This window comes from Myxococcota bacterium (assembly GCA_039030075.1).
GTDB lineage: Bacteria > Myxococcota_A > UBA9160 > UBA9160 > SMWR01 > JAHEJV01.
Genome location: JBCCEW010000005.1, coordinates 189,116 through 211,124 on the forward strand (window position 1 = coordinate 189,116; position 22,009 = coordinate 211,124).

Annotated in this window: 14 protein-coding genes and 1 pseudogene; 9 read left to right on the top strand and 6 right to left on the bottom strand. The window is 69.0% G+C overall.

What is annotated here, in order from left to right:
• The first annotated feature begins 499 nt into the window (after positions 1 to 499).
• Positions 500 to 1,963, top strand: a complete 1,464-nt coding sequence (locus AAF430_07530) for an outer membrane beta-barrel protein (protein ID MEM7410066.1) — start codon at positions 500 to 502, stop codon at positions 1,961 to 1,963.
• Positions 1,964 to 2,190: 227 nt separating this feature from the next.
• On the opposite strand, the gene AAF430_07535 is transcribed toward AAF430_07530, so the two are convergent.
• The 6 genes from AAF430_07535 to argH all read right to left on the bottom strand — a co-directional run bounded on the left by AAF430_07535 (position 2,191) and on the right by argH (position 6,772).
• Positions 2,191 to 2,475 carry a helix-turn-helix domain-containing protein gene (locus AAF430_07535; GenBank protein ID MEM7410067.1) on the bottom strand — a complete coding sequence of 95 codons (285 nt, stop codon included), beginning with the start codon at positions 2,473 to 2,475 and terminating at the stop codon, positions 2,191 to 2,193.
• A 149-nt stretch (positions 2,476 to 2,624) separates the two neighbouring features.
• The gene (gene dapB / locus AAF430_07540) at positions 2,625 to 3,425 is read right to left on the bottom strand and encodes a 4-hydroxy-tetrahydrodipicolinate reductase (GenBank protein MEM7410068.1); all 801 of its coding nucleotides are present in this window, start codon (positions 3,423 to 3,425) and stop codon (positions 2,625 to 2,627) included.
• Positions 3,422 to 4,297, bottom strand: a complete 876-nt coding sequence (dapA, locus tag AAF430_07545; protein ID MEM7410069.1) for a 4-hydroxy-tetrahydrodipicolinate synthase — start codon at positions 4,295 to 4,297, stop codon at positions 3,422 to 3,424. Before dapA ends, dapB begins: the two co-directional genes overlap by 4 nt.
• Positions 4,297 to 5,151, bottom strand: a complete 855-nt coding sequence (gene dapF, locus AAF430_07550; GenBank protein ID MEM7410070.1) for a diaminopimelate epimerase — start codon at positions 5,149 to 5,151, stop codon at positions 4,297 to 4,299. Before dapF ends, dapA begins: the two co-directional genes overlap by 1 nt.
• Positions 5,152 to 5,156: 5 nt before the next feature.
• The gene (locus AAF430_07555) at positions 5,157 to 5,348 is read right to left on the bottom strand and encodes a hypothetical protein (GenBank protein ID MEM7410071.1); all 192 of its coding nucleotides are present in this window, start codon (positions 5,346 to 5,348) and stop codon (positions 5,157 to 5,159) included.
• Positions 5,345 to 6,772, bottom strand: a complete 1,428-nt coding sequence (gene argH / locus AAF430_07560; GenBank protein ID MEM7410072.1) for an argininosuccinate lyase — start codon at positions 6,770 to 6,772, stop codon at positions 5,345 to 5,347. Before argH ends, AAF430_07555 begins: the two co-directional genes overlap by 4 nt.
• A gap of 113 nt (positions 6,773 to 6,885) precedes the next feature.
• Here argH and AAF430_07565 point away from each other — a divergent pair, with 113 nt between their 5' ends.
• The 8 genes and pseudogenes from AAF430_07565 to AAF430_07600 all read left to right on the top strand — a co-directional run bounded on the left by AAF430_07565 (position 6,886) and on the right by AAF430_07600 (position 22,003).
• Positions 6,886 to 9,309, top strand: a complete 2,424-nt coding sequence (locus AAF430_07565) for a PBP1A family penicillin-binding protein (GenBank protein MEM7410073.1) — start codon at positions 6,886 to 6,888, stop codon at positions 9,307 to 9,309.
• Between the two features lie 165 nt (positions 9,310 to 9,474).
• Entirely contained in the window at positions 9,475 to 9,993 is a 519-nt protein-coding gene (lspA, locus tag AAF430_07570) for a signal peptidase II (protein ID MEM7410074.1), read from the top strand.
• 914 nt (positions 9,994 to 10,907) lie between these two features.
• Positions 10,908 to 11,699: an IclR family transcriptional regulator gene (locus AAF430_07575; GenBank protein ID MEM7410075.1), complete on the top strand. Its 792-nt coding sequence runs from the start codon at positions 10,908 to 10,910 to the stop codon at positions 11,697 to 11,699.
• 171 nt (positions 11,700 to 11,870) lie between these two features.
• A pseudogene (locus AAF430_07580) lies at positions 11,871 to 13,118 on the top strand (malic enzyme-like NAD(P)-binding protein).
• A gap of 317 nt (positions 13,119 to 13,435) precedes the next feature.
• The gene (locus AAF430_07585) at positions 13,436 to 14,965 is read left to right on the top strand and encodes a carboxyl transferase domain-containing protein (protein ID MEM7410076.1); all 1,530 of its coding nucleotides are present in this window, start codon (positions 13,436 to 13,438) and stop codon (positions 14,963 to 14,965) included.
• Complete coding sequence (locus tag AAF430_07590) at positions 14,966 to 17,710, top strand: biotin/lipoyl-containing protein (protein MEM7410077.1); 2,745 nt, start codon at positions 14,966 to 14,968, stop codon at positions 17,708 to 17,710. It abuts the gene before it with no gap.
• 12 nt (positions 17,711 to 17,722) lie between these two features.
• A complete protein-coding gene (locus AAF430_07595; protein ID MEM7410078.1) occupies positions 17,723 to 18,661 on the top strand; it encodes a nucleoside hydrolase in 939 nt (312 codons plus the stop codon).
• 24 nt (positions 18,662 to 18,685) lie between these two features.
• On the top strand, positions 18,686 to 22,003 hold the full coding sequence (locus AAF430_07600) for an ATP-binding protein (protein MEM7410079.1): 3,318 nt from the start codon (positions 18,686 to 18,688) through the stop codon (positions 22,001 to 22,003).
• Positions 22,004 to 22,009 lie beyond the last annotated feature (6 nt).

Below are 22,009 nucleotides of genomic sequence, written 5' to 3' on the forward strand. Positions count from 1 at the left end.
GGCGGGGAGAGGTCACCGGGAGCCGCGAACCGCTTCGCCTGTGTCCCCCCGCGAAATCGCAGGCACACGAAACGGCGCGCGGCTCCCTGGTGTCGCCGATCCCTAGGGCAACACTCGTGCCAACTGCGCGAGGCAGCCCGGCGGAGCCCGGGCGGGCGTTTCCCGGCCGAATACGGCCGGAGCGCGCTGAATTCAGCTCAATGTGATCGACCGCACCAAAAGCACGCTGCCTAGCGGCCGGGCACGGCGCCTAGCCAACGGGCAGGACCGCGCACACCGGGGGCGTCGCGTTCCCGGCTCCGAAGCATCCCAGCGCACAGAAAGCCCATTTTCGGGTCTTTTTGCACACAGTCGCGCTTCGGTACGGGGGTTGCTTAACATCCGGCGTCCCCCCGCCAGACCGGTCCACGTTTCGGCGCCCACAGAGCCCCCGGTTGCCTTCGGGGGAAGTGCGTGGTGGCGGCGCGTGGGCCTCCATCGGTCTCATTGGAGGGACATCATGACCATGGTCGGAAAGACGCTGGTTGGCCTGACGGCGGCACTCGTTTGTGTCACCGGGCCGGCGTTCGCGAGTACGGACTCGGAGGTCGAGAACGAACTCGCAGAGATGCGTGAGCTCGTCGAAGGGCTCAAGCAGCAAGTGGAAGCGCAAGAAGAGCAGATCCACCATCAGGGGGAGATGCTTGAGGATGCGCAGCGCGTGGTGCGCGACGTCCAGAGTGACGTGGAAGACGGGACGCTCTCGAGCCTCTCCGACTTCTGGGGAGCAGTGGACGTGAACATGAGCGTGGCGGGTAGCTACGCGTGGAACTTCGCCAACCCGGACCTTGCTACGGGTGCAGGTGGCTTCGGCCCGGCGCGGATCTCCGGTACGCCGGGCATCGGCGCCAACAACGGGCGCGTCGCGATTCTCCCGTTCCATCCCGATCACAACAGCTTCCAGATCGACCAGGTCTGGTTCGACATCGGGAAGGCCCCGACCGAGGAGAGCCGTGCCGGCTTCCACTTCACCCTGCTCTACGGCACCACGGCGACGTTCCTGGGCCAGGGCAGCTCGGCGGGCGCCCGCGCTCGCGGTGACTCGACCAGTGACTACTACGTCCACCAGGCCTACGTGAGCTACCTGGCTCCGCTGGGCGAGGGCGTGGAAGTCAAGTTCGGCAAGTTCGGCACGCTGATCGGTGCCGAAGTCGCGGACACGACGGCGAACAACCACATCACCCTGGCGAACCTGTATCAGCTGTTCCAGCCGATCGATCACCTCGGCGTGATGGCCAGCACCTCCTTCGGTCCGGTCAGCATCACCGGTGCGGTCGTGAACGAAGGTACGCTGGCGGTCAGCTCGCCGGACGTGAACAAGGAGAAGGGCTACCTCGGCCAGATCGCCTTCGCGGCGAGCGACGAGCTGAGCACGGCGGTCACGATCCTGTACACGCGGGACGGTCCGGGCCTCGCTGGTAACGCCGGGCTGGCCCCGAACGTTCCCGGCCTGGGTCAGAACGACCGCGCCAACGGGACGCTCGACTTCCTGCTGACGTACGACAGCGACGCCTTTTCGGCCTACGTGAACTCGGACCTGTTCTGGATCGAGGGCTCGGGTCTGGCCGGTTGGGGCATCGCGGTCTCCGGTAAGGTGCCGATCACCGATGCGTTCTCGGCGGCTGCCCGCCTCGAGTACGCGCGTGACTGGGACAACGTGCTGGGCTTCGGTCCCGCGATCCCGGGCATCGGAGGCGCACCCGTCTTCGCGCCGGGCCGCAACAGCCACATCTACAGCGCCGTCGGTACGCTGGCGTATGAAGTGGCCGAGAACCTCACCGTGCGCGGTGAGGTGCGTTGGGACCGTGTGAAGGAGGACACCTCCTTCCCGGGCGTCCTGGAGGTGGATGCGTTCTTCAGCAACACCGCTGGTGGACGTGAGGACCAGATCGTGGGTCTGGCTCAGGTCATCTACGCCTTCTAGGTGCGCTTGACGCCGCGAGGCGTCGACAAGAAAACGGCGCGGTACCGGTCTTCGGTACCGCGCCTTTTCTTTGCGCTGCTGCCCGCTGGGCCGATCTCAGGCGAGGCCGCTCGCTTAGAAACCGCTCTGTTCAGAACGCCCCGGCGCTTCCGGGCCCAGGACGCAGAACACCCTTCACGGGGCCGGCAGGGCCCGCGAAGGGTGAGACGGCATGAAGCCGAGCGGTTCTACTCGTTCCCCTTCTCGCCTCGAACGGTCCAGACCGGGACGAGGCCGAGCTTCTCCATCTTGGTGTAGAGAGTCCGGCGCCCGATTCCGAGGGCCCGAGCCGCAGCCGAGCGATTGCCCCGGTGCTCGCGCAGGGCGCGGGCGATGCGCCAGGCCTCGGCACGGGCGAGGAACTCCCGGAGGGGGAGCTGATCGGCCGTGCGGGCCAGGTCTTCGAGGTGTTCCCCGGACGGAACGGATCCGTTCGTGAGCGTGGAAGAGGGGTTGTGGATTTCAGCGGCCATCTCATCCCGCCATTGCAACCCCCGCGCCAGTCCGGGGCGCGCTCGCGCGCGCAGGGAGCCCGGTGACGCGGGCTTTGCTGTGGGCGTGGGCAACCCCTGCCCAAACCGCGCGCATTCGCGCGCACTCGGGCGCCTCTCACCGGCAGGGACTAGGCAGGTGTCGGGAGCCCGAAGACCTCTTCGACCGCGTAGCGCCCCGGGGGCTTCCCGACGATCCAGGCCGCACACCGAACGGCGCCCGCCGCAAAGTGGTCCCGGGTATGGGACCGGTGGACGAGCTCGATGCGCTCGCCGCCGCCGACGAAGAAGACCGTGTGTTCGCCGGCGTTGTCGCCGCCGCGCAGGGTCTGGACGCCGATCGCCGCCTCCGGGCGCGCGCCGATCTCCCCGGCGCGTTCGAGCACGAGATGATCGGCGAGCGAGTGCTCGCGTCCCTCGGCCAGCACCTCGGCCAGGCGCAGGGCGGTTCCGCTCGGCGCATCCCGCTTCAGCGCGTGGTGCAGCTCGACGATCTCCGCGTCGTAGTCGGGTCCCAGCAAGCGCGCAGCCTCGCGGGTGAGGTAGGCGAGGACGTTGACCGCCAACGAGAAGTTCGCGGCCCGCAGCCAGGGGATCCGGGTGGCGAGGGCGTCTACCCGGGTGAGCTCGGCCTCGCTGAAGCCGGTGGTGCCCGTGACGTAGGCGGTCCCCGCATCGGCCGCCGCTTCGGCGATCGCGAGGGTGGCCGCGGGCACGCTGAAGTCGATGGCGACGTCACAGGCGGACGCCGCCGCGGCTGCGTCGTCGGTCACGATCACGCCGTCTTCGAGGGTTTGCCCCACCCCGGGGTGGCCGGGGCCTTCCAGTGCGGCGCCCAGCACCAGGCTGGGCTCGTTCGCCAGTGCGGCACGAACCCGCTCGCCCATCTTGCCGAGCGCACCCACGACGAGTACGCGATGCGCATCGCTCATCCGACGAGTCCGAGTTCCTTGAGCACCACCTGGAGTCGCTCGCGCACCGGGTCCGACAGTGGCGTCAGCGGCAGGCGAATCTCGGGGCCGATGGCGCCGGTGGCGTAGAGAGCCGCCTTGAGCGGGATCGGGTTGCTCTCTGCGAACAGCACGTCGAAGAGCGGCAGGAGCCGGAGGTGGCAGCGCCGCGCCTCGTCGAGATCGCCGGCCCGGAACGACCGCACCAGCGCGACCATGTCGGCGGGGGCCACGTTCGACGTGGTCGAGATGACGCCCTTGGCGCCGATCGCCAGCATCGGTAGGGTCAGCGCGTCGTCGCCCGACAGCACGTCGAACTCCGCCGGGCACTGGTCCACGACTTCCGCGATCTGGGCGAGGTCGCCGCAGGCTTCCTTCACTCCGACCACCTGATCGAGATCCGCGAGTCGCGCGATCGTCGGCGGCAGCACGTTCGACGCCGTCCGTCCGGGCACGTTGTAGAGCACCAGCGGGAAGGCGGTGCGCCGGGCGATCTCGGTGTAGTGGGCGACGAGACCCTCTTGGGTGGGCTTGTTGTAGTAGGGCGAGATCAACAGCGCACCGTCGGCGCCGGCTTCCTTCGCGTGGAGGGTGAGCTCGATCGCTTCGCGGGTGTTGTTCGAGCCGGTGCCGGCGACGATCGGGACCCGACCCCGCGTGGCTTGCACGACGATCTCGACGACCCGTCGGTGCTCGGCGTGGGAGAGCGTGGCGCTCTCGCCGGTGGATCCGCAGGGGACCAGGCCGTCGACGCCCGCGCCGATCTGGGTCTCGACCAGTTCGCGCAGCGCAGCCTCGTCGATCTCCCCGTCGCGGAAGGGGGTCACCAGCGCGGTCAGGACGCCCTCGAACATCAGCGCTCTCCCCGGGCCAGACCCGCAAGCGGGATCTGACCGGTATAGACCTCGGCAGCCGGCCCGGTCATCTCGATCGAGGCATCGGGCCCGGGCCAGGCGATCCGGAGATCCCCGCCCCGCAAGGCAATGGTCACCTCGCGATCCACGACGCCCCGGAGCATGGATACCACGGCGACGGCACACGCACCGCTCCCGCAGGCCAGGGTCTCGCCAGTGCCGCGCTCCCAGGTGCGCTGCTCGATCCGGTCGCGTCCGCGCACGGCGACGAACTCCACGTTCACCCGGTTCGGAAACGCCGGGTGGTGCTCGAGCTCGGGGCCCCAGCGCTCGACGGGCGCCTGCTCCGGGTCGTCGACGGTGACGACGGCGTGGGGGTTGCCCATGGAGACCGAGGAAACGGAGAGCGTGTCCCCACCGACGGTGACCGGGACATCGAGCACCGGACCGTCGCCGTCCGCGAGCGTGGTCGGGATCTTCGCGGGGGCCAGGATCGGGAGCCCCATGTCGACGGTGACGCGGTCGGCGCCCGCCCAGCGCGGACGCACCACGCCCGAGAGCGTCTCGACTTCGATCTGGTCCCGCTCGGTGTGCGCGTGGTCGCGGAGGTACTTGTAGAAGGCGCGGATCCCGTTGGCGCACATCTCCACCTGGGAGCCGTCGGCGTTGAAGATCTCCATCCGGAAGTCGGCGGCAGCGCTCGGCCGGACGACGAGCAGCTGGTCGGCGCCGATCCCGAGGTTGCGATCACACAGGCGCTCGGCGATCGGCTCGATCGCCGGCAAGGCGTCCCGGACGCCGTCGAGCACGACGAAGTCGTTCCCAGCGCCGTGCATCTTGGTGAAGGGGAGCATTCCGCTCACGGGCGCACTTCCTCGTCGTCGTCGGTGGGCTCTTCCGCCGTCGGCTCCGGCGCGGGTTCGACGCTGGACGGGGCGGTCGCGGGGGGCGGCGGCTCGGGCCGCGGTGGGACGGGCGGACCGTAGCGACCGCACGCCGCCACGAGAAGGCCCACGCCGAGCAGCGCGAGCGCCAGTGCGCGCCGCCTCACGTGCGCGTGGCCTGCCGCCCCGACGCCAAGCGGGACTCGGCGGCGGCGAGCGCCGCCTCGACGCGCTGGCGCGCCGTCGCGCCCGGCAGGTCGCGTTCCTCGAGGGCCCGCTCGAGCGAGAGCAGCTCGCCGGCGCCGGACGGGAAGGCCGGGTGGAAGGCGCGCAGGTCCTCGCGCGAAAGCCCGCGCAGATCGGCATCCTTCTCCAGGCAGTGGGCGACGATCTGGCCCACGGCCTCGTGGGCCTCTCGGAAGGGCACGCCTTCGCGCACCAGGGCTTCGGCGAGGTCGGTGGCCAGCAGCATCGGGTCGCCCGCCGCCTCTCGCATCCGCTCGGTCTGGACGCGCAGGGTCGCCATTGCCCCGGCCATCACTTCGAGCGAATCCCGCAGGGTCGCCGCGCTGTCGAAGATCGGTTCCTTGTCTTCCTGCAGGTCGCGGTTGTAGGTGAGCGGTAGACCCTTGATCACCGTCAGGAGCGTCACCAGGTTGCCGATCGTGCGCCCCGATTTCCCCCGGACCAGCTCGGGCACGTCCGGGTTCTTCTTCTGGGGCATCAGGCTCGACCCGGTGGAATAGGCATCGGCGAGTTCGACGAAGCCGAACTCGGCGCTCGACCAGAGCACCAGCTCTTCGGCCAGGCGCGAGAGATGCACCTGGGCGATGGCCACGGCACTGAGAAACTCGAGGCCCGCGTCGCGCGAAGCGACGGCGTCCATGCTGTTCGCCGTCGGGCCCGAGAAGCCCAGGGCAACGGCTGTGGCCTCGCGATCCAGCGGCAGGGTCGATCCCGCCAGCGCTCCCGACCCCAGGGGCGCCCGGTCGAAGCGCTCGATCAGGTCGAGGAAGCGTCCGGCGTCGCGCTCGAACATCTCGACGAAGGCCAGCCAGTGGTGGGCGAGCCGCACGGGTTGGGCCCGCTGCAGATGGGTGTAGCCCGGCAGGATCGTGTCGAGGTGCTCGCGCGAGCGCACCAGCAGCACCTCCTGCAGGTCGTGCAGCCCCGTGCGGGCGGCCGCAGCGGTCTCCCGCAGGAAGAGCAGCAGGTCGGTCGCCACCTGGTCGTTGCGGCTGCGTCCCGTGTGAAGCCGTCCCGCGGCTTCGCCAACGTGTTCCCGCAGCCGGGCCTCCACGTTCATGTGGATGTCTTCGAGGGCGGGATCGAAGGGGAAGGAGCCCGCCTCGATCTCTTCGCCGACCCGGGTGAGGCCGCCTTCGAGCGCGGTCAGGTCTTCCCCACTCAAAAGCCCCTGGGCCCGCAGCATCTGCGCGTGGGCGCGCGACAACCGCAGGTCGTAGCGGGCGAGGGCGCGGTCGAAGTGGACCGACGCCGAGAAGCGTTCCACCGCGGGGTTGGTGTCCTCGCGAAAACGGCCCCCCCAGGGCTTTCGCGCGGCGGCGGTGGTGTCGTCCGAGTCACTCATGGAACCAATCTCGGCGACGTGGGGTCGCTTCGCAAGCAGCCGAACCTCGGACGCTTTCGGTTCGCGGGGGCGCCCGCGGTCTCCTACCGTCGCGGCTTCGGCTGGGAGAGGGCGTGGCAGGCGGGGGACGTCGCAGCTCGGGATCGCGCAAGGCGAGCGCGTCGAAGGCGCGCAAGCGCGGCGGGAAGCGCCGGGAGCCGGCTCGTCCGGCGTCGCCGCGCTGGATGCGCGCGGTCGGCTGGGCCGTGCTGATCGTGTCGTTCACGGCCGGGTTCGTGAGCGTCGGTGCGGTGCTGGCCCTCGACCGGCAGGTCCGCGCTCGGCTCGACCACGTCCAGTTCCGCGTGCCCTCCCGCGTCTACTCGGCGCCGACCATCCTGTATCCGGGTTTCCCGTGGAAGGCCTTCGGGCTGCGCGAGACCCTCGAGCGGCTGGGCTACCGGGAAACCGATCCGCGCGAGCGGCTTCCTCGGGGGCAGTTCGTGTGGAGCGACTCGGAGCTGCGGGTCCACCTGCGCGCCTTCGCCCACCCGTCACGCCCCGAACCCGCCCGCGACGTGGTGTTGCGCCTGGGAAAGACGACGATCCGCGACATCCGGGAGCACGACGGCGGCAGCAAGTTGGGTGCGGTGCTCCTGGAGCCCGAGCACCTCGGGGCCTACTACGGACCGTCGCGCGAGCAGCGCGAACTCGTGCGTCTCAACGATCTGCCCGAGCATCTGGTCGATGCGGTGTTGGCCGTCGAAGACCAGCGCTTCGAGAGCCACGCCGGGATCGACGTGCGCCGGATCGTGGGCGCCCTGCTCGCCAACTTGCGGGCGGGTCGGGTCGCCCAGGGCGGCAGCACGCTGACCCAGCAGCTCGTGAAGAACTTCTTCCTGTCTCCCGAGCGCACCTTTCAGCGGAAGCTCACCGAAGCGGTGATGGCCCTGCTGGTCGAAGCCCGGTACGAGAAGGACGCGATCCTCGAGGCGTACCTGAACGAGATCTACCTCGGGCAGCGCGGTGCCACGGCGGTGCACGGCGTCGGCGAGGCCGCGCGCCTGTATTTCGGGAAACCGGCGTCGCGACTGTCGGTGGCCGAGTCGGGCTTGATCGCGGCGATCATCCAGAGCCCCAACGGGATCTCCCCCCATCGCGACCCGGAGCGTGCGCGCAAACGTCGCGACCTGGTGCTCGACCTGATGCACAAACAAGGGCGACTCGAGGAGGTCGACCACGCGCGGGCCGTCGGTACTCCTCTGCGATTGGCGCGCGTCACGACGGAATCCGGCGACACGCGTTTCTTCCTCGATCACTTGCACCGCCAGCTCCGCGATACCTACGGGGAGTCCCAGCTCACGGAAGCGGGCCTGCGGATCTACTCGACCCTCGATCATCGCCTGCAGCGCATCGCGGCGGACGCGCTGCGCGAGGGGTTGGCGCGCATCGAGAAGCGCCGACCGAAGCTGGTGAGCGACGATCCCAAGCGACAGCTGCAAGGGTGCCTGGTCGCGTTGCGGCCCCAGACCGGCGAGTTGTTGGCGCTGGTCGGCGGACGGGACTACCGACGCTCGCAGTTCGATCGCTGCACGCAAGCGAAGCGGCAGCCCGGCAGCGTCTTCAAACCCTTCGTCTACATCGCGGGACTCGAACCGCGCGGGAGCGGTCCGGCGATCACACTGGCGAGTGTGCTCGACGACTCGCCCCTCGAGTTGCAGACGCCGGAAGGGCGCTGGCGACCCCAGAACCACGACGGGACCTTCAATGACGAGGTCGGGGTGCGCGAAGCGATGGAGCGTTCCCTGAACGTGGCCACGGTCCGGCTGGCCGACGAGGTGGGGCTGCGCCAGGTGGTGCGGGTGGCGCGCCGTCTCGGGATCGAGAGCACCCTGCCGGCGGTTCCCAGCCTGGCGCTCGGCACCGCCGAGATCTCCCCGCTGGAACTGGCGCGCGCCTACGCGACGATCGCGAACGGCGGCGTGCGTCCCGAGACCCAGACCATCGAGGACGTCGTCGACCAGGAGGAGGCAGTCCTGGAGCGGCGCGAGATGAGGTACCAGCGTGTGCTCGACGCGGGGACGGCCTACCTCGCGACGTCGCTGCTCGAAGGCGTCGCCACCCGCGGGACGGCGGCGGCCGTTCGCCGCGGCGGCCTGCGCGGACCGATCGCGGCGAAGACCGGGACCACCGATGCCGAGAAGGACCTGTGGTTCGTGGGGTTCACCCCCGACGTCGTCGCCGTCGTCTGGGTGGGCTTCGACGATCCGCGCAGCGTCGGACTCTCCAGCAGCTCGGGTGCGCTTCCGATCTGGCGCGACTTCATCCGGGGGGCGACGGGGGGCCGGGTGCGCGGTGCCTTCCGCAGGCCGAAGAATCTCGAAGAAGCCGAGATCGCCCCGTCGTCGGGTGCACTCGCCCTCGCCGATTGCCCCGAACGCCGCACCGAGGTGTTCCTCCCCGGGACGCTCCCCACCGGGGTGTGCCCCGACGGGGCCGATGGCGACGAGCGGCGCATCCACCGCCGCTTCATGCGCTGGCTCCGCGAACGCATCTGACGCCAGACTCGCGCGCGCAGGGGTTCCGCCACGCTCGGCCCCCGGGCTTCGCCCCGAAGGGCCGGCGGAGGATCGGTCCGGCGAACCCCGCGTCTCCCAGCGGTCGGTGTCGCGCGCGTGATCCGATAGCTGCGCGCGTAGCCGCGTGATACGGTTCGCGCGCCGATGACCCCGAAGCACTGGTTCACCGCGGTTGCGTTCGCGATCGCCCTGCCGCTCGACCTGATCACGAAGATCCTGGTCGACCGCAATCTCACCTACGCCGATCGCATTCCCGTGATCGAGGGGTTCTTTTACCTCACCCATGTGCGTAATCCGGGCGCCGCGTTCGGGCTGTTCGCCGATAGCGATCCTCAGATCCGACTCACTTTGTTCATCGGTGTGTCGATCGTGGCGCTGTTCATCGTGTTCTCGTTCTTCCGACAGCTGGCCCCGGGGGATCGATTGTCCGCGCTCGCGTTGGGTTTGATCCTCGGGGGTGCCGTCGGAAACCTGATCGATCGCGTGACGCGTGGCGAAGTGGTCGACTTCTTGCACTTCAGACTCTGGCGCGGTTTCTCGTGGCCGGATTTCAACCTCGCCGATGCGTTCATCGTCACCGGCGTCGGCATCCTCGTCCTCGAGTTGCTCGCCAGCGAAGGCGAAGATCGCGCGAGCGAGGAACCCGACGAGTCCGCGTCCTAGCTCCGTTCCGTCGGGGAACGTCGAAAAGTCGCCTACCGTCGGTGTGGTTCACCCGTCCGGGTATACACAAGAACGTGTCTTTCGTGAATCTGCACGAAACTGCGAAATAATCTTCACGAGAGCGTTGACACGTTTCACGGCGCTGCGATAACTAGGTTTGCGAACGCAGCGGCACGCTGCGGACACAGATCGTCGTCGGTGTGAGGCATGTTCGAGCCTCGAACAACTCGCAGGAAAGGGCCTCCACCGACGGTGCGGCGAGAAACCACCAAGCACCTTGCGACTTCGGTCGCCACCGGGATTGACTCCGAGTTCCACTCCGAGCCCGTGGCCCAAGCACCGAAGATCTGAGAGCAGGAAACCACAGGTCGGAGCGCTTCGAATTCCTCAGAGACTTCTGAGTGAACCTGAAGCCGGGTCGACCGGGCCTGCCAGAGGAATCGCCGCAAGAATCGGAAGCGGGAGCGTCTCGGGGTCAAAAGGTCTGGAACGCAGCGGCGCATCTGGTGCGTCGGCGGAGATTCCAAACCTGCTTGTGTCGCGGAAGTTGCGTTGAGTCTTACGTTGAAGCGGGAAGCACGACACAGCACACGGATCACCTCCGATCCGTGCTGGCCCTCGAACCTCCGAACCGAAACGGCTCGTTCGGTCCGGGTCGGCCGCGTTCGCTGCGCGGAATCGACCCTGTCCCACCCTTCCTACGGGGTCCGCAGCCTCGACGCCTCGCGCGTCGTGCCGGCGCGACCCGCGTTCCGAGGGTTGGGAGGCGCACCGAAGCGAGCACATCACACACGGGGCCCGAGCCAAGCAGGTTCGGGTGCCCTCCGGGTACAGGGCGACGCAGGTGCCCCCCTTCCCTGCGCGCCGACTGTCGGAGGGTTCAATCGCGGCTGAAGGGTGAAGGACGACCCACCGTGTCGAAGAAGCCCAAGAGCGACTACGCCATCCAGACCGTGTCCAATGCACTCCGATTGTTGGACACCTTCCGTGAGGAAGACGAAATCGGTGTCGCGGAACTCGCGCGGCGCCTCCGCCTCCACAAGAACAACGTGTTCCGACTTCTCGCCACGCTCGAGCAGTCGGGATACATCGAGCAGTGTCCCACCACCGATCGCTATCGCCTCGGCCTGGCTTGCCATGCCCTGGGGCAGGCGTTCTCTCGGGCGCGTCCGCTCCTCGAGCGCGGGCGTCCGGTCCTCGCGAAGCTGCTCGAAGCCTCCGGGGAGACGGTGCACCTGGCCGTGCGCGACGGGTTCGAGGTCGTGCACCTCGACGGCCGCGCTCCCCAGCGTGAGATCACCACGGGGGTGCGGACGGGACGCCGCGCGCCGCTCCACTGCACCGCACTCGGGAAGGTCCTGCTCGGTTGCTCGCCCGAGCGGCTGTGGGGCTCTTTCGAGGAGGCGATCGTCTCCCGCGGGAAGCTCCCTCAGCGCACGTCGAAGACGATCGAGCACCGAGACAAGTTCTTCGAGCACCTCCACAGCGTGGCCAGCCACGGCTACGCCCTCGACCTCGGCGAGTTCGAGGTCGGCCTCGGCTGCGCGGCCGCGCCGATCCACTCGGAAGACGGCGAGGTCGTGGCCGCGCTCTCGGTGTCGGCCCCGCTCTTCCGCTGCGGCGAGGAGGGCGTCGCCGGCGACCTGCGTCGCCAGGTGGTCACGGCGGCCGAGGAGCTCTCGGCTGCGATGGGATACCAGGCCTGAGCCGCGACGCGCCACGGGCCCACCGCGCCCTGGTGCGGTGATCCGCGCGGTCCGCTTGGACCGCGCCGGAGCCTCGCCCTACGCGCGGATGGATAACCGCGGTTTACTTGATACGCTGTCGGGTCCGACGGGGCGGGGTCCACCCGCCCCGTCTTTTCTCCGAGGACTGCCGTGATCACCCGAGAGCAGGCACTCGCCTATCACTCCGATGGTCGGCCGGGCAAGCTGAAGATCAGCCCGACCAAGCCGACGAAGACCCAGGAAGATCTCTCCCTCGCGTACTCGCCGGGCGTCGCCGAGCCGTGTCGGGAGATCGCCCGCGATCCGAACGAGGCCTTCCGCTACACCGGGCGCGGCAATCTGGTCGCCGTGATCACCAACGGCAGCGCGGTGCTCGGCCTCGGCAACATCGGACCCCTGGCCGGCAAGCCGGTCATGGAGGGGAAGGCGGTCCTCTTCAAGCGTTTCGCCGACATCGACGTCTTCGACATCGAGCTCGACACCCAGGACGTCGACGAAATGGTGCGCACCGTCGAGCTCCTGTCGCCCACGTTTGGTGGCATCAATCTCGAGGACATCCGGGCTCCCGAGTGCTTCGAGATCGAGTCGCGCCTGATCGAGCTGCTCGACATCCCAGTCTTTCACGACGATCAACACGGCACCGCGATCATCTCGGGCGCCGCCCTGATCAACGCCTGCCAGCTCACCGACCGTCAGATCGGCGAACTCAAGGTCGTGGTCAACGGCGCGGGAGCGGCCGGCATCGCCTGCGCCCGCCTCTACCGCGACCTGGGCGTCCCCGACCGCAACATCGTGCTCTGCGACAGCCGAGGGGTGATCCACGCGGACCGGACCGAGGGGATGAACCCCTACAAGGCCGAATGGGCCTGGCCGAACGAGGCCCGCACGCTCGCGCAGGCCCTCGAGGGGGCCGACGTCTTCGTGGGCCTCTCTCAGGCCGGCGTGGTCTCGGAAGAGATGGTCCTCTCGATGGCCGAGCAGCCGATCATCTTCGCGATGGCCAACCCCGATCCCGAGATCTCGCCGGACATCGTCCGCCGCGTGCGTCCCGATGCGATCATGGCCACGGGCCGGTCGGACTATCCGAACCAGGTCAACAACGTGCTGGGCTTCCCGTTCATCTTCCGGGGCGCCCTCGACGTCCGGGCACGGCGCATCAACGAGGAGATGAAGTTGGCGGCGGTGAACGCCCTGGCCGAGCTCGCGGTGCGTGGCGAGGCGGTGCCCAAGGTGGTTCGCGACGCCTATCCCAACGACGTCTTCGACTTCGGGCCGAGCTACATCATCCCGAAGCCCTTCGACCCGCGGATCCTGATGTACGTGCCCCTGGCCGTCGCCCAGGCGGCGATCGAGAGCGGCGTGGCTCGGACCAAGCTCGATCTGGCCGAGTATCGCCACCGCCTCGAAGAGACTGTCGCCCAGCTCTAGGACGATCCCGGGGGGCCTGCCCGGCGGCCCGCTGGCGCTCTCTGGACACGCCCTGGGCCCCGAGGCGCCCGAGCCGCTCCCATGCTAACCAGGGTGGTCACGCCCGGACCCTGCCGGCCGGCCTCCCCCAACCTCGGCTCCACGCCGACCCCCTGAGCATGGACGCGACACTCCCCCGCTACCGACTCGACAATCCGCTCGCGTCGGGGCCGATCGCCGCAGCTGCGGCACCGGCCACCCACTACGACGACGCGATCGCCCTGGGATCCGAGCTGCTCGAACGCCCGATGCGCGGCGGTGGTCCCGCCCGGGTTCGCACCCAGCACGCAAAGCAGCGCATGACGGTCTTCGAGCGCATTCGCGTGCTCACCGACCAAGAGCCGAACCTGCTCTACCAGAATTGGGGCCCGAGTCTCGACGGCGCATCGATCGTCACCGGGATCCTCAGCATCGGCGGCCGCGACGTCGCGGTCTACGGCCACGACTTCACGCTGCGCGCCGGCTCGATGGACGCCACCAACGGCGCGAAGCTCGCCCGACTCATCTACATGGCGGCCGAGCGCGGCATCCCGCTGATCGGCATGAACGACTCGGCAGGCGCTTTCGTGCCAGCCGGTGTCGGCGGTCTCGACGGCTACAGCGAGGCCTTCACCGCGCTCCGCAAGATCAGCGGCCGGGTGCCCAGCATCTCCCTCATGTTCGGGTACAACGCGGGCGGCGGCGCCTACCTGCCGCGTCAGGGTTCCTTCGTCGTGCAGGCGGGCGAGACCTTCATCGGCCTCACCGGCCCCGGCGTCGTGAAGAGCGTGCTCGGCGAAGACGTCTCGGCCGACGATCTGGGCGGCCCCGGTGTGCACGGCATGAACGGCGTCGCCGATCTCACCACCGACGACGAGCTCGGCGCCCTGCGCACGGCGCTGCGACTGCTCTCGTACCTCCCCGACAACAACCGGAGCCTCGCCCCCTTCAGCGAGACTTCGGACCCGATCGATCGCTTCACGATCGAGGAAGACATCCTGTTCCGCCGGACCTTCAACCAGCCGGCGGGGATGAACTCGCCGCTCGACATCACGCTGTTCATGCAGCAGATCTGCGACCACGGCGAGTACTTCGAGCTTCAGCCGGCGCGCGCGCGCAACCTGGTGACGGCCTTCGGTCGCATCGGTGGCCACGTGGTGGGCTTCGTCGCGAACAACTCGGCGGTGGCCTCGGGCCAGATCGACATCGGAGCGGCGCGCAAGGGCACGCGCTTCATCCGCTTCTGCAATCTCTACAACGTCCCGCTGGTGTTCCTCGAGGACACCACGGGCTTCCTGCCCGGCTCGGAGCAGGAGTCGGGTGGCATCATCCTCGAGGGACGGCGCCTGCTGGACTCGATCATCGACGTGCGCGTGCCGTCGATGACGCTGATCATCCGCAACGCATTCGGCGGCGCCTACGCGGCCTACAACTCCTACTTCGTGGGCGCGGACATGGTCTTCACCATGCCGATGGCGCGCATCGCGGTGATGGGGCCGGCGGGGAAGGACTTCGTCTACAAGGACGAGATCCGGGCGCTCGACGCGACCTACCGCAAGGCGGTGGCCGACGGCGGTTCGGAGGAAGCTGCGGCGAAGGCCCGCGATGCCGGGTTGGCCGACCTCTCGGACCGGTACGAGGCCGACCTGATGAATCCGAAGGAAGCGCTGTCGCTGGGTTCGGTCTCTCGCGTCGTGATGCCCGGGACGAGTCGCCGAGTGTTGGCGCAGAACCTCGACTTCTTGATGCGGACGTACGAACCCTCCCCGATGGGCGGCGTGCAGCGGGAGTTCGAATAGGTGCTGGACAAGAGCCTCGAAACCGTGGCCTACGCGGACAGCCCCTCCGAGTGGATTCGCTCCTTCGACCCGTCGGACATCAAGTGCCTGGTGGTGTGCCGCGGGCCGGTTCGCCTGGAGGCCTTCGAGATCTTCGACGCGATCGGCATCCGCGAGTACGGGATGTTGCTGTCGGAGAAGGACTCGGTCATCTACCCGCGCTGTCTGGCGCCCGAGCTGCGCAACTTCAAGTTCCCGGCGAACGTCCACCGGGTGCCCGACTACATGGGCGTCGGCCAGGAAGAGAAGCAGCAGCGCATCGCGGAGATCGTCGAGATCGCCCGCGCCCACGGCTACACCCACATCTTTGCCGGCTATGGCTTCATGGCCGAAGACGCCGAGTTCATCGAGGCGATCGAAGCATCGGGGGTTCTCTTCATGGGCCCCTCGTCCGGCGTGGTTCGCCAGGCGGGCGCAAAGGACGAGGCCAAGAAGCTTGCGCGCAGCCTCGGCAACTCGGTCATCCCGGGCGTCGACACGATTTCGGCGCGCGCGCTGTTACAGCGGGCCGGCGATCGCTCGGGCCTCGAGGTGCTCGCGAGCCAGCACGATCTCGAGTTCGGTTTCGACGAGGGCATCTCCCTCGAGGAGAACGCCGAAGCGTTGCTCCAGGCCGGCTACGGGAAGACCGTCGAGCTGGTGACGATCGAGGAGCTCCAGGCCCAGGCCGACCGCGAGTGCCGCGAGATGTGGCGCGAGTACCCGAACAATCGCATCCGCTTCAAGCACATCGGCGGTGGCGGTGGAAAGGGACAGCGCGTCGTCTCGAGCTCCGAGGAGATCCCTTCGGCGGTGATGGACATCCTCGCCGAATCGAAGGTGCTGCCGCCGGGGTCGAACCGGAACTTCCTGGTCGAGCTGAACCTCGAGAGCACCCGCCACAACGAGATCCAGCTGATCGGCAACGGCGATTGGAGCATCTCGCTCGGCGGACGCGACTGCTCGGTGCAGATGCACGAGCAGAAGCTGGTGGAGGTGTCGCTCACCCAGGAGCTCCTCGACGCCGAGATTGCGCGCACCAGCGGCAAGACCGCGGAGATCCTCGCGGGTGACAAGGGCACCCTCGAGCGCATGGAGAACGAGGGCGCGAAGTTCGGCGAGGCGACCGGCCTCGACAGCGTCTCGACCTTCGAGTGCATCGTCGAAGGCTTCAATCACTTCTTCATGGAGATGAACACGCGGATCCAGGTGGAGCACGGCGTCACCGAGCTCGCCTACCGCCTGAAGTTCACGAACCCGAACGACGCGGCCGACTGCTTCTACGTCGACTACCTGATCGAGGCGATGGCGCTGCTCGCGGTGCACGGCAAGCGTCTGCCGAAGCCCGAGCGGGTGGTGCGGTACGTGTCGGGCGTCGAGGTCCGCATCAACGCCACGAACCAGGCGCTGCAGCCCCACGCGGGCGGCCTGATTCGCAGCTGGTCGGCGCCGATCCAGGGCGAGATCCGCTTCGATCAGGGCATCGGCGAGCGCAACCCCGACACTGGGTCCTTCGTCTACTACTCGCTGGCCGGCGCCTACGACTCGAACGTTGCGCTGCTCCTCACCGACGGTGAGAACCGCACCCACAACTACGAGCGGATGGCCGAGGTGCTCCGCCGGATGGAACTCCGCGGGGACGACCTCCAGACGAACACGCCCGTTCACTACGGCCTGATCAACTGGTTCCTCGGCAAGGACCCGATGGCCGAGCCCACGACACGCTTCATGCAGTCGTACCTGGCGGCGGTCGGCGCGCTCGAACAGCTGGCGCGCGGCGTCGATCTCGAACTCGCCGCCCGCGAGTTCGCGAAGCGCGAGGGCGACGCGGAGGCGCGCGGCGTCCTCGGTCAGAAGCAGAACCTCCTGGTGCGTCCGCTCGAGCGACTGCTCGCGAACGCCCACGTGCTGGGTGGCTTCCTCGGCCGCTTCGAAGGCACGCTCTGGAAGACCCAGGGCGACGAGCCGGTATTCGCCGACAATCCGGTCCGCTTCCTGCGCGAGCTCTATCACTACCTCCACATGGAGGAGAACGAGGAGAACCCGCCGTCGGAGCGCATCTGGGACGACGACCAGGATCTCCTGGCCGCGGCCGAGGCGTTCTACGCCGACGTGGCCGAGCGCACCGGGGTACGCGACGCCGAGGGCCTGAACGCGCTCTTCGCCGGATCGCGGGACGATCGTCTCGCCGACGGCGACGACGCGCTCTGGCAGGCGTGCCAGGCGGCGCATCAGGGACATCAGGCCGGGCTCGAGTTGCTGCTCGTGATCCCGCGCATCGGTCTGCGCTCCGGCTTCTCCGAGATTCAGGTCGACGACACGCTGCAGGTCGTCTTCCCCGAGAAGTTCCTCGACGCGGACGCCGCAGCCGATTTCACCAAGGCACTGGCGCCGCCGCCGCCGGCGAGCGCCGACGAGATCGTGACGCCGATGGGCGGTGCCTTCTACTCCAGGGAAGCGCCGCACCTGCCGCCGATGGTCGAGGTCGGAGCGCACTTCGAAGCGGGTCAGCCGCTCTTCATCATCGAGGTGATGAAGATGTTCAACAAGGTGTTGGCCCCGTTCTCGGGCACGGTCGTCGAGTGTCTGATGGACGGGAAGGACGGCGCGGTCGTGGCCAAGGGCCAGCGGATCCTGCGCATCGAGCCCGACGAGCGAATCGAGCCCGAGAGCGATGCGGATCGCACCGCGCGCATCCGGGCGTCCACCCTCGAACTGCTGGGCTAGTCCGAGTCGCCCTTGCGGCCGGTTCTGTTCGACACCGACATCGGCAGCGACTGCGACGACGCAGTGGCTCTCGGGCTCTTGTTGCAGGCGTCCGAGCGGCTGGAACTCGTGGCCGTGACCACGGTGTCGAGCCGACCCACCGTCCGCGCGGAGATCGCCGCCTCGCTGCTGGCCCTCGCCGGCCGCGGCGGCGTCGACGTGTGTGCCGGGTCGGCGGGCGGGCTCAACCGCAGCGACCAGCAGTTCAACTGGTTCGGCTACGAAGCGGACTGTGTGACTCCCGGCCAGCCCACCGCATTCTCCTCGGAGGAGGCGGCGACACGAATCGTGCGGGCAGCCCAGGAACATCCCGGTCTCGAGATCCTCATGGTCGGTCCCATGACGAATCTCGCACGGGCGCTCGCCCTCGACCCCGGCCTGCCCGAGCGCGCCCGGGTGACGATCATGGGAGGCCACGTGCGCGAGGCCCGGCTGGGCGACTTCGTGTGCCCCTTCGGCATCGACTACAACCTCTGCTCGGATCCGGAGGCGAGCATGAGCGTGCTGGGGGCGGGCTTCGAGACCACCCTGGTCACGGCCGACGTCACCCTCCAGACCTGGCTGCGCGAGGAAGACCTGGAGCGGTTGCGCCAGGGTTCGGCACTCACCCGTGAGCTCGCCCGTCAGATCGACTACTGGAACCCCGTCCAGCGGAAGATCTTCACGGGGATGGGCGGCACGCTGACGGACGACAACGTGTCGTTCCTGCACGACCCCCTGACCGTCCAGGCGCTGATCGACCCGGATTGCCTGCACTTCGAGTCGCTGCGCATCGTCCCAACGATCGCAGGGGGTGTGTTGCGCACCCAGGAGACGACGGACCCGAACCTCGGTGCCGAGATGCGGGTGGCCACGGCCGTCGACGCGCCGACCGCCCGTGATGCCATCGTGGCTCGCCTGCTCGCGGAATAGCGGCTTTACGGGAGCGACACTGCGATGCGACTCTGGCATTCGCATGGGTACGAGCGAACCGCACGCGTCGTGACCGTTGCCCCCCGAGCGGGTCGTGGCGCGGTACTGCTGGTGCTGCTGTGGTGGGTGGCCGGCGTTGCCAGCGCCCAGGAGTCCGCCGCGTCGTCCAGCGCCGACCCCGGTCCGCTCTTGCAGCAGGAGCTGCTCGAGAGCCTGCGCGCGCTCAACCGCGGTGCCCTGCCGGCGGAGACCGGCGTTGCCAGCCTCTTCGCGGTCCCCCTCGACCAGCCGCGGGCGATCGAAGGGCGTTTGGCCGGGCTCCGCGATGAGTTGGCCTCCCTCGACGCGCAACTCCGAGCGGCGAGCGAGGTGCTGGCCGGTCTCGAGGTGCCGTCGGACGACGTACCCGAACCGTCGGCTCCCCCCGTCGACCCGGACAGCGAACTCGCGGGCGAGGACGACCCGGGCGCGGCCGCCGCGCTGCCCGACCCGGGGCGGAAACCGGAGCGCGAGCGGGCGCGGGCCGAGCGGGAGGAGCGCCGCGAGGTGTTGCACGGCGAGCAGGTGAGTCTGCGTCTCCAGCGCGACATCGCCGCCGCGCGCGTGGCCTACCTCGAGCCGCTGCTCGCGCGACTCGACGACATGCCCGAGGCCGCCCTGCGCATCCTGCCGGGCATCGCCGAGTCGCGGCCGATGCTGCGCGAGCAGAGTCTGGCCCAGCGCGAGCTCGCGGGGGCCCTCGACGAAACGGCGGGTCGTCTCGACGACCTGCAGCTGCGTCTGCGCTCGGGGGCACTGGTCGGCTTCGTCACCGAGGCCCGGCGCGTGGCCGGTGTCTTCGGGGCCTCGGCGGAGGGCCTGCGGGATCGCGCTGCCCGGCTGCGCCAGGTGGCCGACGCCCAGGAGCGTCTCGCCAGTCGGCTCGAGACCGAGGCGCGCGAGTTGCGTCGCACGGTCTTCGTGACCCTGCGCGCCGAAGACCACGCGGAACGCATCGACACGCTCTTCCTGCGTCACATCGAGGCCCAGCGACAGCTACAGCGCGGCGTGTCGCGCTCGGAGCTCGGTGTCGATCCCGAGCGATTGGATCGCACGAACGCCCGGGCGCAGGCACTGCTGCCGGATCCGCGTCGCGTGGGCACCGTCGCGGCGGCGGCAGGGCTGGCGGAACCCGTCGCCGAGCTCCTCGCCGAGCTCGATGCCGAGCTGCTCGCCAGCGCTCGTGCCGAAGCCGGCTGGCGGCTCGCGTTCGAGAACGAAGTCGTCACCGTGCTCTCGGGGCTGTCCTCGCCCGCCGTGCATCGCGAGGCCTACGCCCTGTCGAGCACCGTGCTGCGCGACGTGCGCGCCGAGGCGGGGCTGGCCTGGGGCCGGATGAGCCGCGACTGGGAGGACCTACGCGACGAGGTGCCGAGCGTCACGGCGCTTTTCGCTTCCGAACGCGGCCGCGCTGCGCTCATGCGGCTGCTGGGGTTGCTCGGGGTGTTCGCGGCCTGGTGGTTCGCGCGGCGATCCACAGGGGCGATCGTCGTGGCGGGGGTTCGCGCCACGGCGCGCGCAGCGCGCAACCGGGTGGGCATTCGCTACGGCACCATCGTGCGTTGGTCGGGCCTGTTCGAGTCGGTGCTGCCCGTCGTATTCGCCTACGTGGCCTTCCGACTGGCGCTCGCAATCCTCGGTCCCGACAGCCTGCCCGCCGCGGTCTTGCGCACGGTGGGTACGCCGCTCCTCTGGTACTGGCTCGGGCTGCGGGTGTTGCTCGGTCTGACCCAGCGCATCACCCCGGGCCGCCCGGCACTGATCGAGGTGCGCAAGGTCACCCGCGATCGGCTCGAGGTGACCTACGCGCGCCTCGGCTGGTTCATCGCGATCGCCGCCGTCCTCGATGGGATCGCACGGCTCGTGATCGGCGAGGGCATGATCGTCACGCTGGTCGACGGCATCGCACTCCTCTGGGTGGGGGTGTGGGCGGCCTGGGAGGCGTTCAGCTGGCGGGTGCCGCTCGCCGAGGCCTGGGCGGCGCGCGGCACCACCGATGCGGAAACGCCGCCTTCCTTCGAGGTACGCGTCGCTGGTTGGATGCAGCGCTCCCGTTGGGGCTGCCTGCTCTCGCCGGTGGCGCTGGTGCGCGTGTTCCTGGCCCGGCTGGCCGACGGGTTGCGCGAGCTGTCGCGCCGCACGGACCTGGCCGAACTGTTGGCCGCTCGCCGGCTTCGCCGCGCGGCGAAGAACGAAGACGTGGGCAAGAACGCCGGCGATCCCGAGGTTCCCGACGAGTATCTGAAGGAGTTCCCGCTGCGGCCGATTCTCGGTGAGGACGACGCGGTCCTGCTGCCCCGAGAAGAGGTGGTGTCCGAGATCCTCGGGCAGCTGGCGACCTGGCGGGAATCACGCAGCGAAGGGTCGGTGGCGATCGTCGGCGAGAAGGGTTCGGGAAAGACGACCCTCGCGGCGCTGGTCGCCCGGCGCGTCGACGACGAGCTGGTGGTCGTGCAGCACACCCTGCGCGGCAAGCCCATGGGGGCAGACGAACTCTTCCGCGCCCTCTCGCCGAACCTGCCGGTGAATGGCGCCAGCGATCTCGAGGAGTGGATCGACGGCCTGTGCGCGGGTCCCGAGCGCGTGGTCTTGCTCGACGAGGCGCACAACGCCTTCCTGCGCACGGTGGGCGGTTACGAGACCTACGACGCGTTGGTCGAGCTGGTGAACGCCACCTCGAGCAAGATCTTCTGGATCCTGCTCTTCAACAGCTTCACCTGGCGCTTCCTCAACGAGAGCCACTCGCGATTGCACTACTTCCGGCGGCTGCTCGAGGTGCCGAAGTGGAGCGCCGACGACATCCGCGAACTGATCCGCCGCCGCAACCGGCAGACCGGATTCGAGGTCGAGTTCGACGACCTCTTGTTGGATGGCGAACGCGAGAGCCGCGGCCGTCTCGAGCTGGTGGAAGGGGCGGATGGATTCTTCCGGTTGTTGCGCGAGTCGAGCGGAGGCAACCCGCGGATCGCGACGCGGTTGTGGCTGTCCTCCCTCTCGGTCGTTGGGGACAAGAAGCTGCGGGTGTCCGCGTTCCGCGAACCCCACAGCGACGCACTCGACGGCATGAGCGACGAGCTGCTCTTCGCCCTGGCCGCCGTCACCCAACACGAGAATCTCTCGACCCAGGAGCTCCGCCGCGTGCTCAACGTCTCCGACAGCCTGGCGCGCTTTGCCGTGCGCTTCCTGCGGGAGGCCGGGCTCGTGGTGCCGAAGGACGGCAGCGTCGACCGCGTCACGCTCGCCGCGAACTACTACCGCCAGACTCTGCGCGCCCTGCGCAAGAAGCACCTGCTCTTCGAGTGAGCCAGG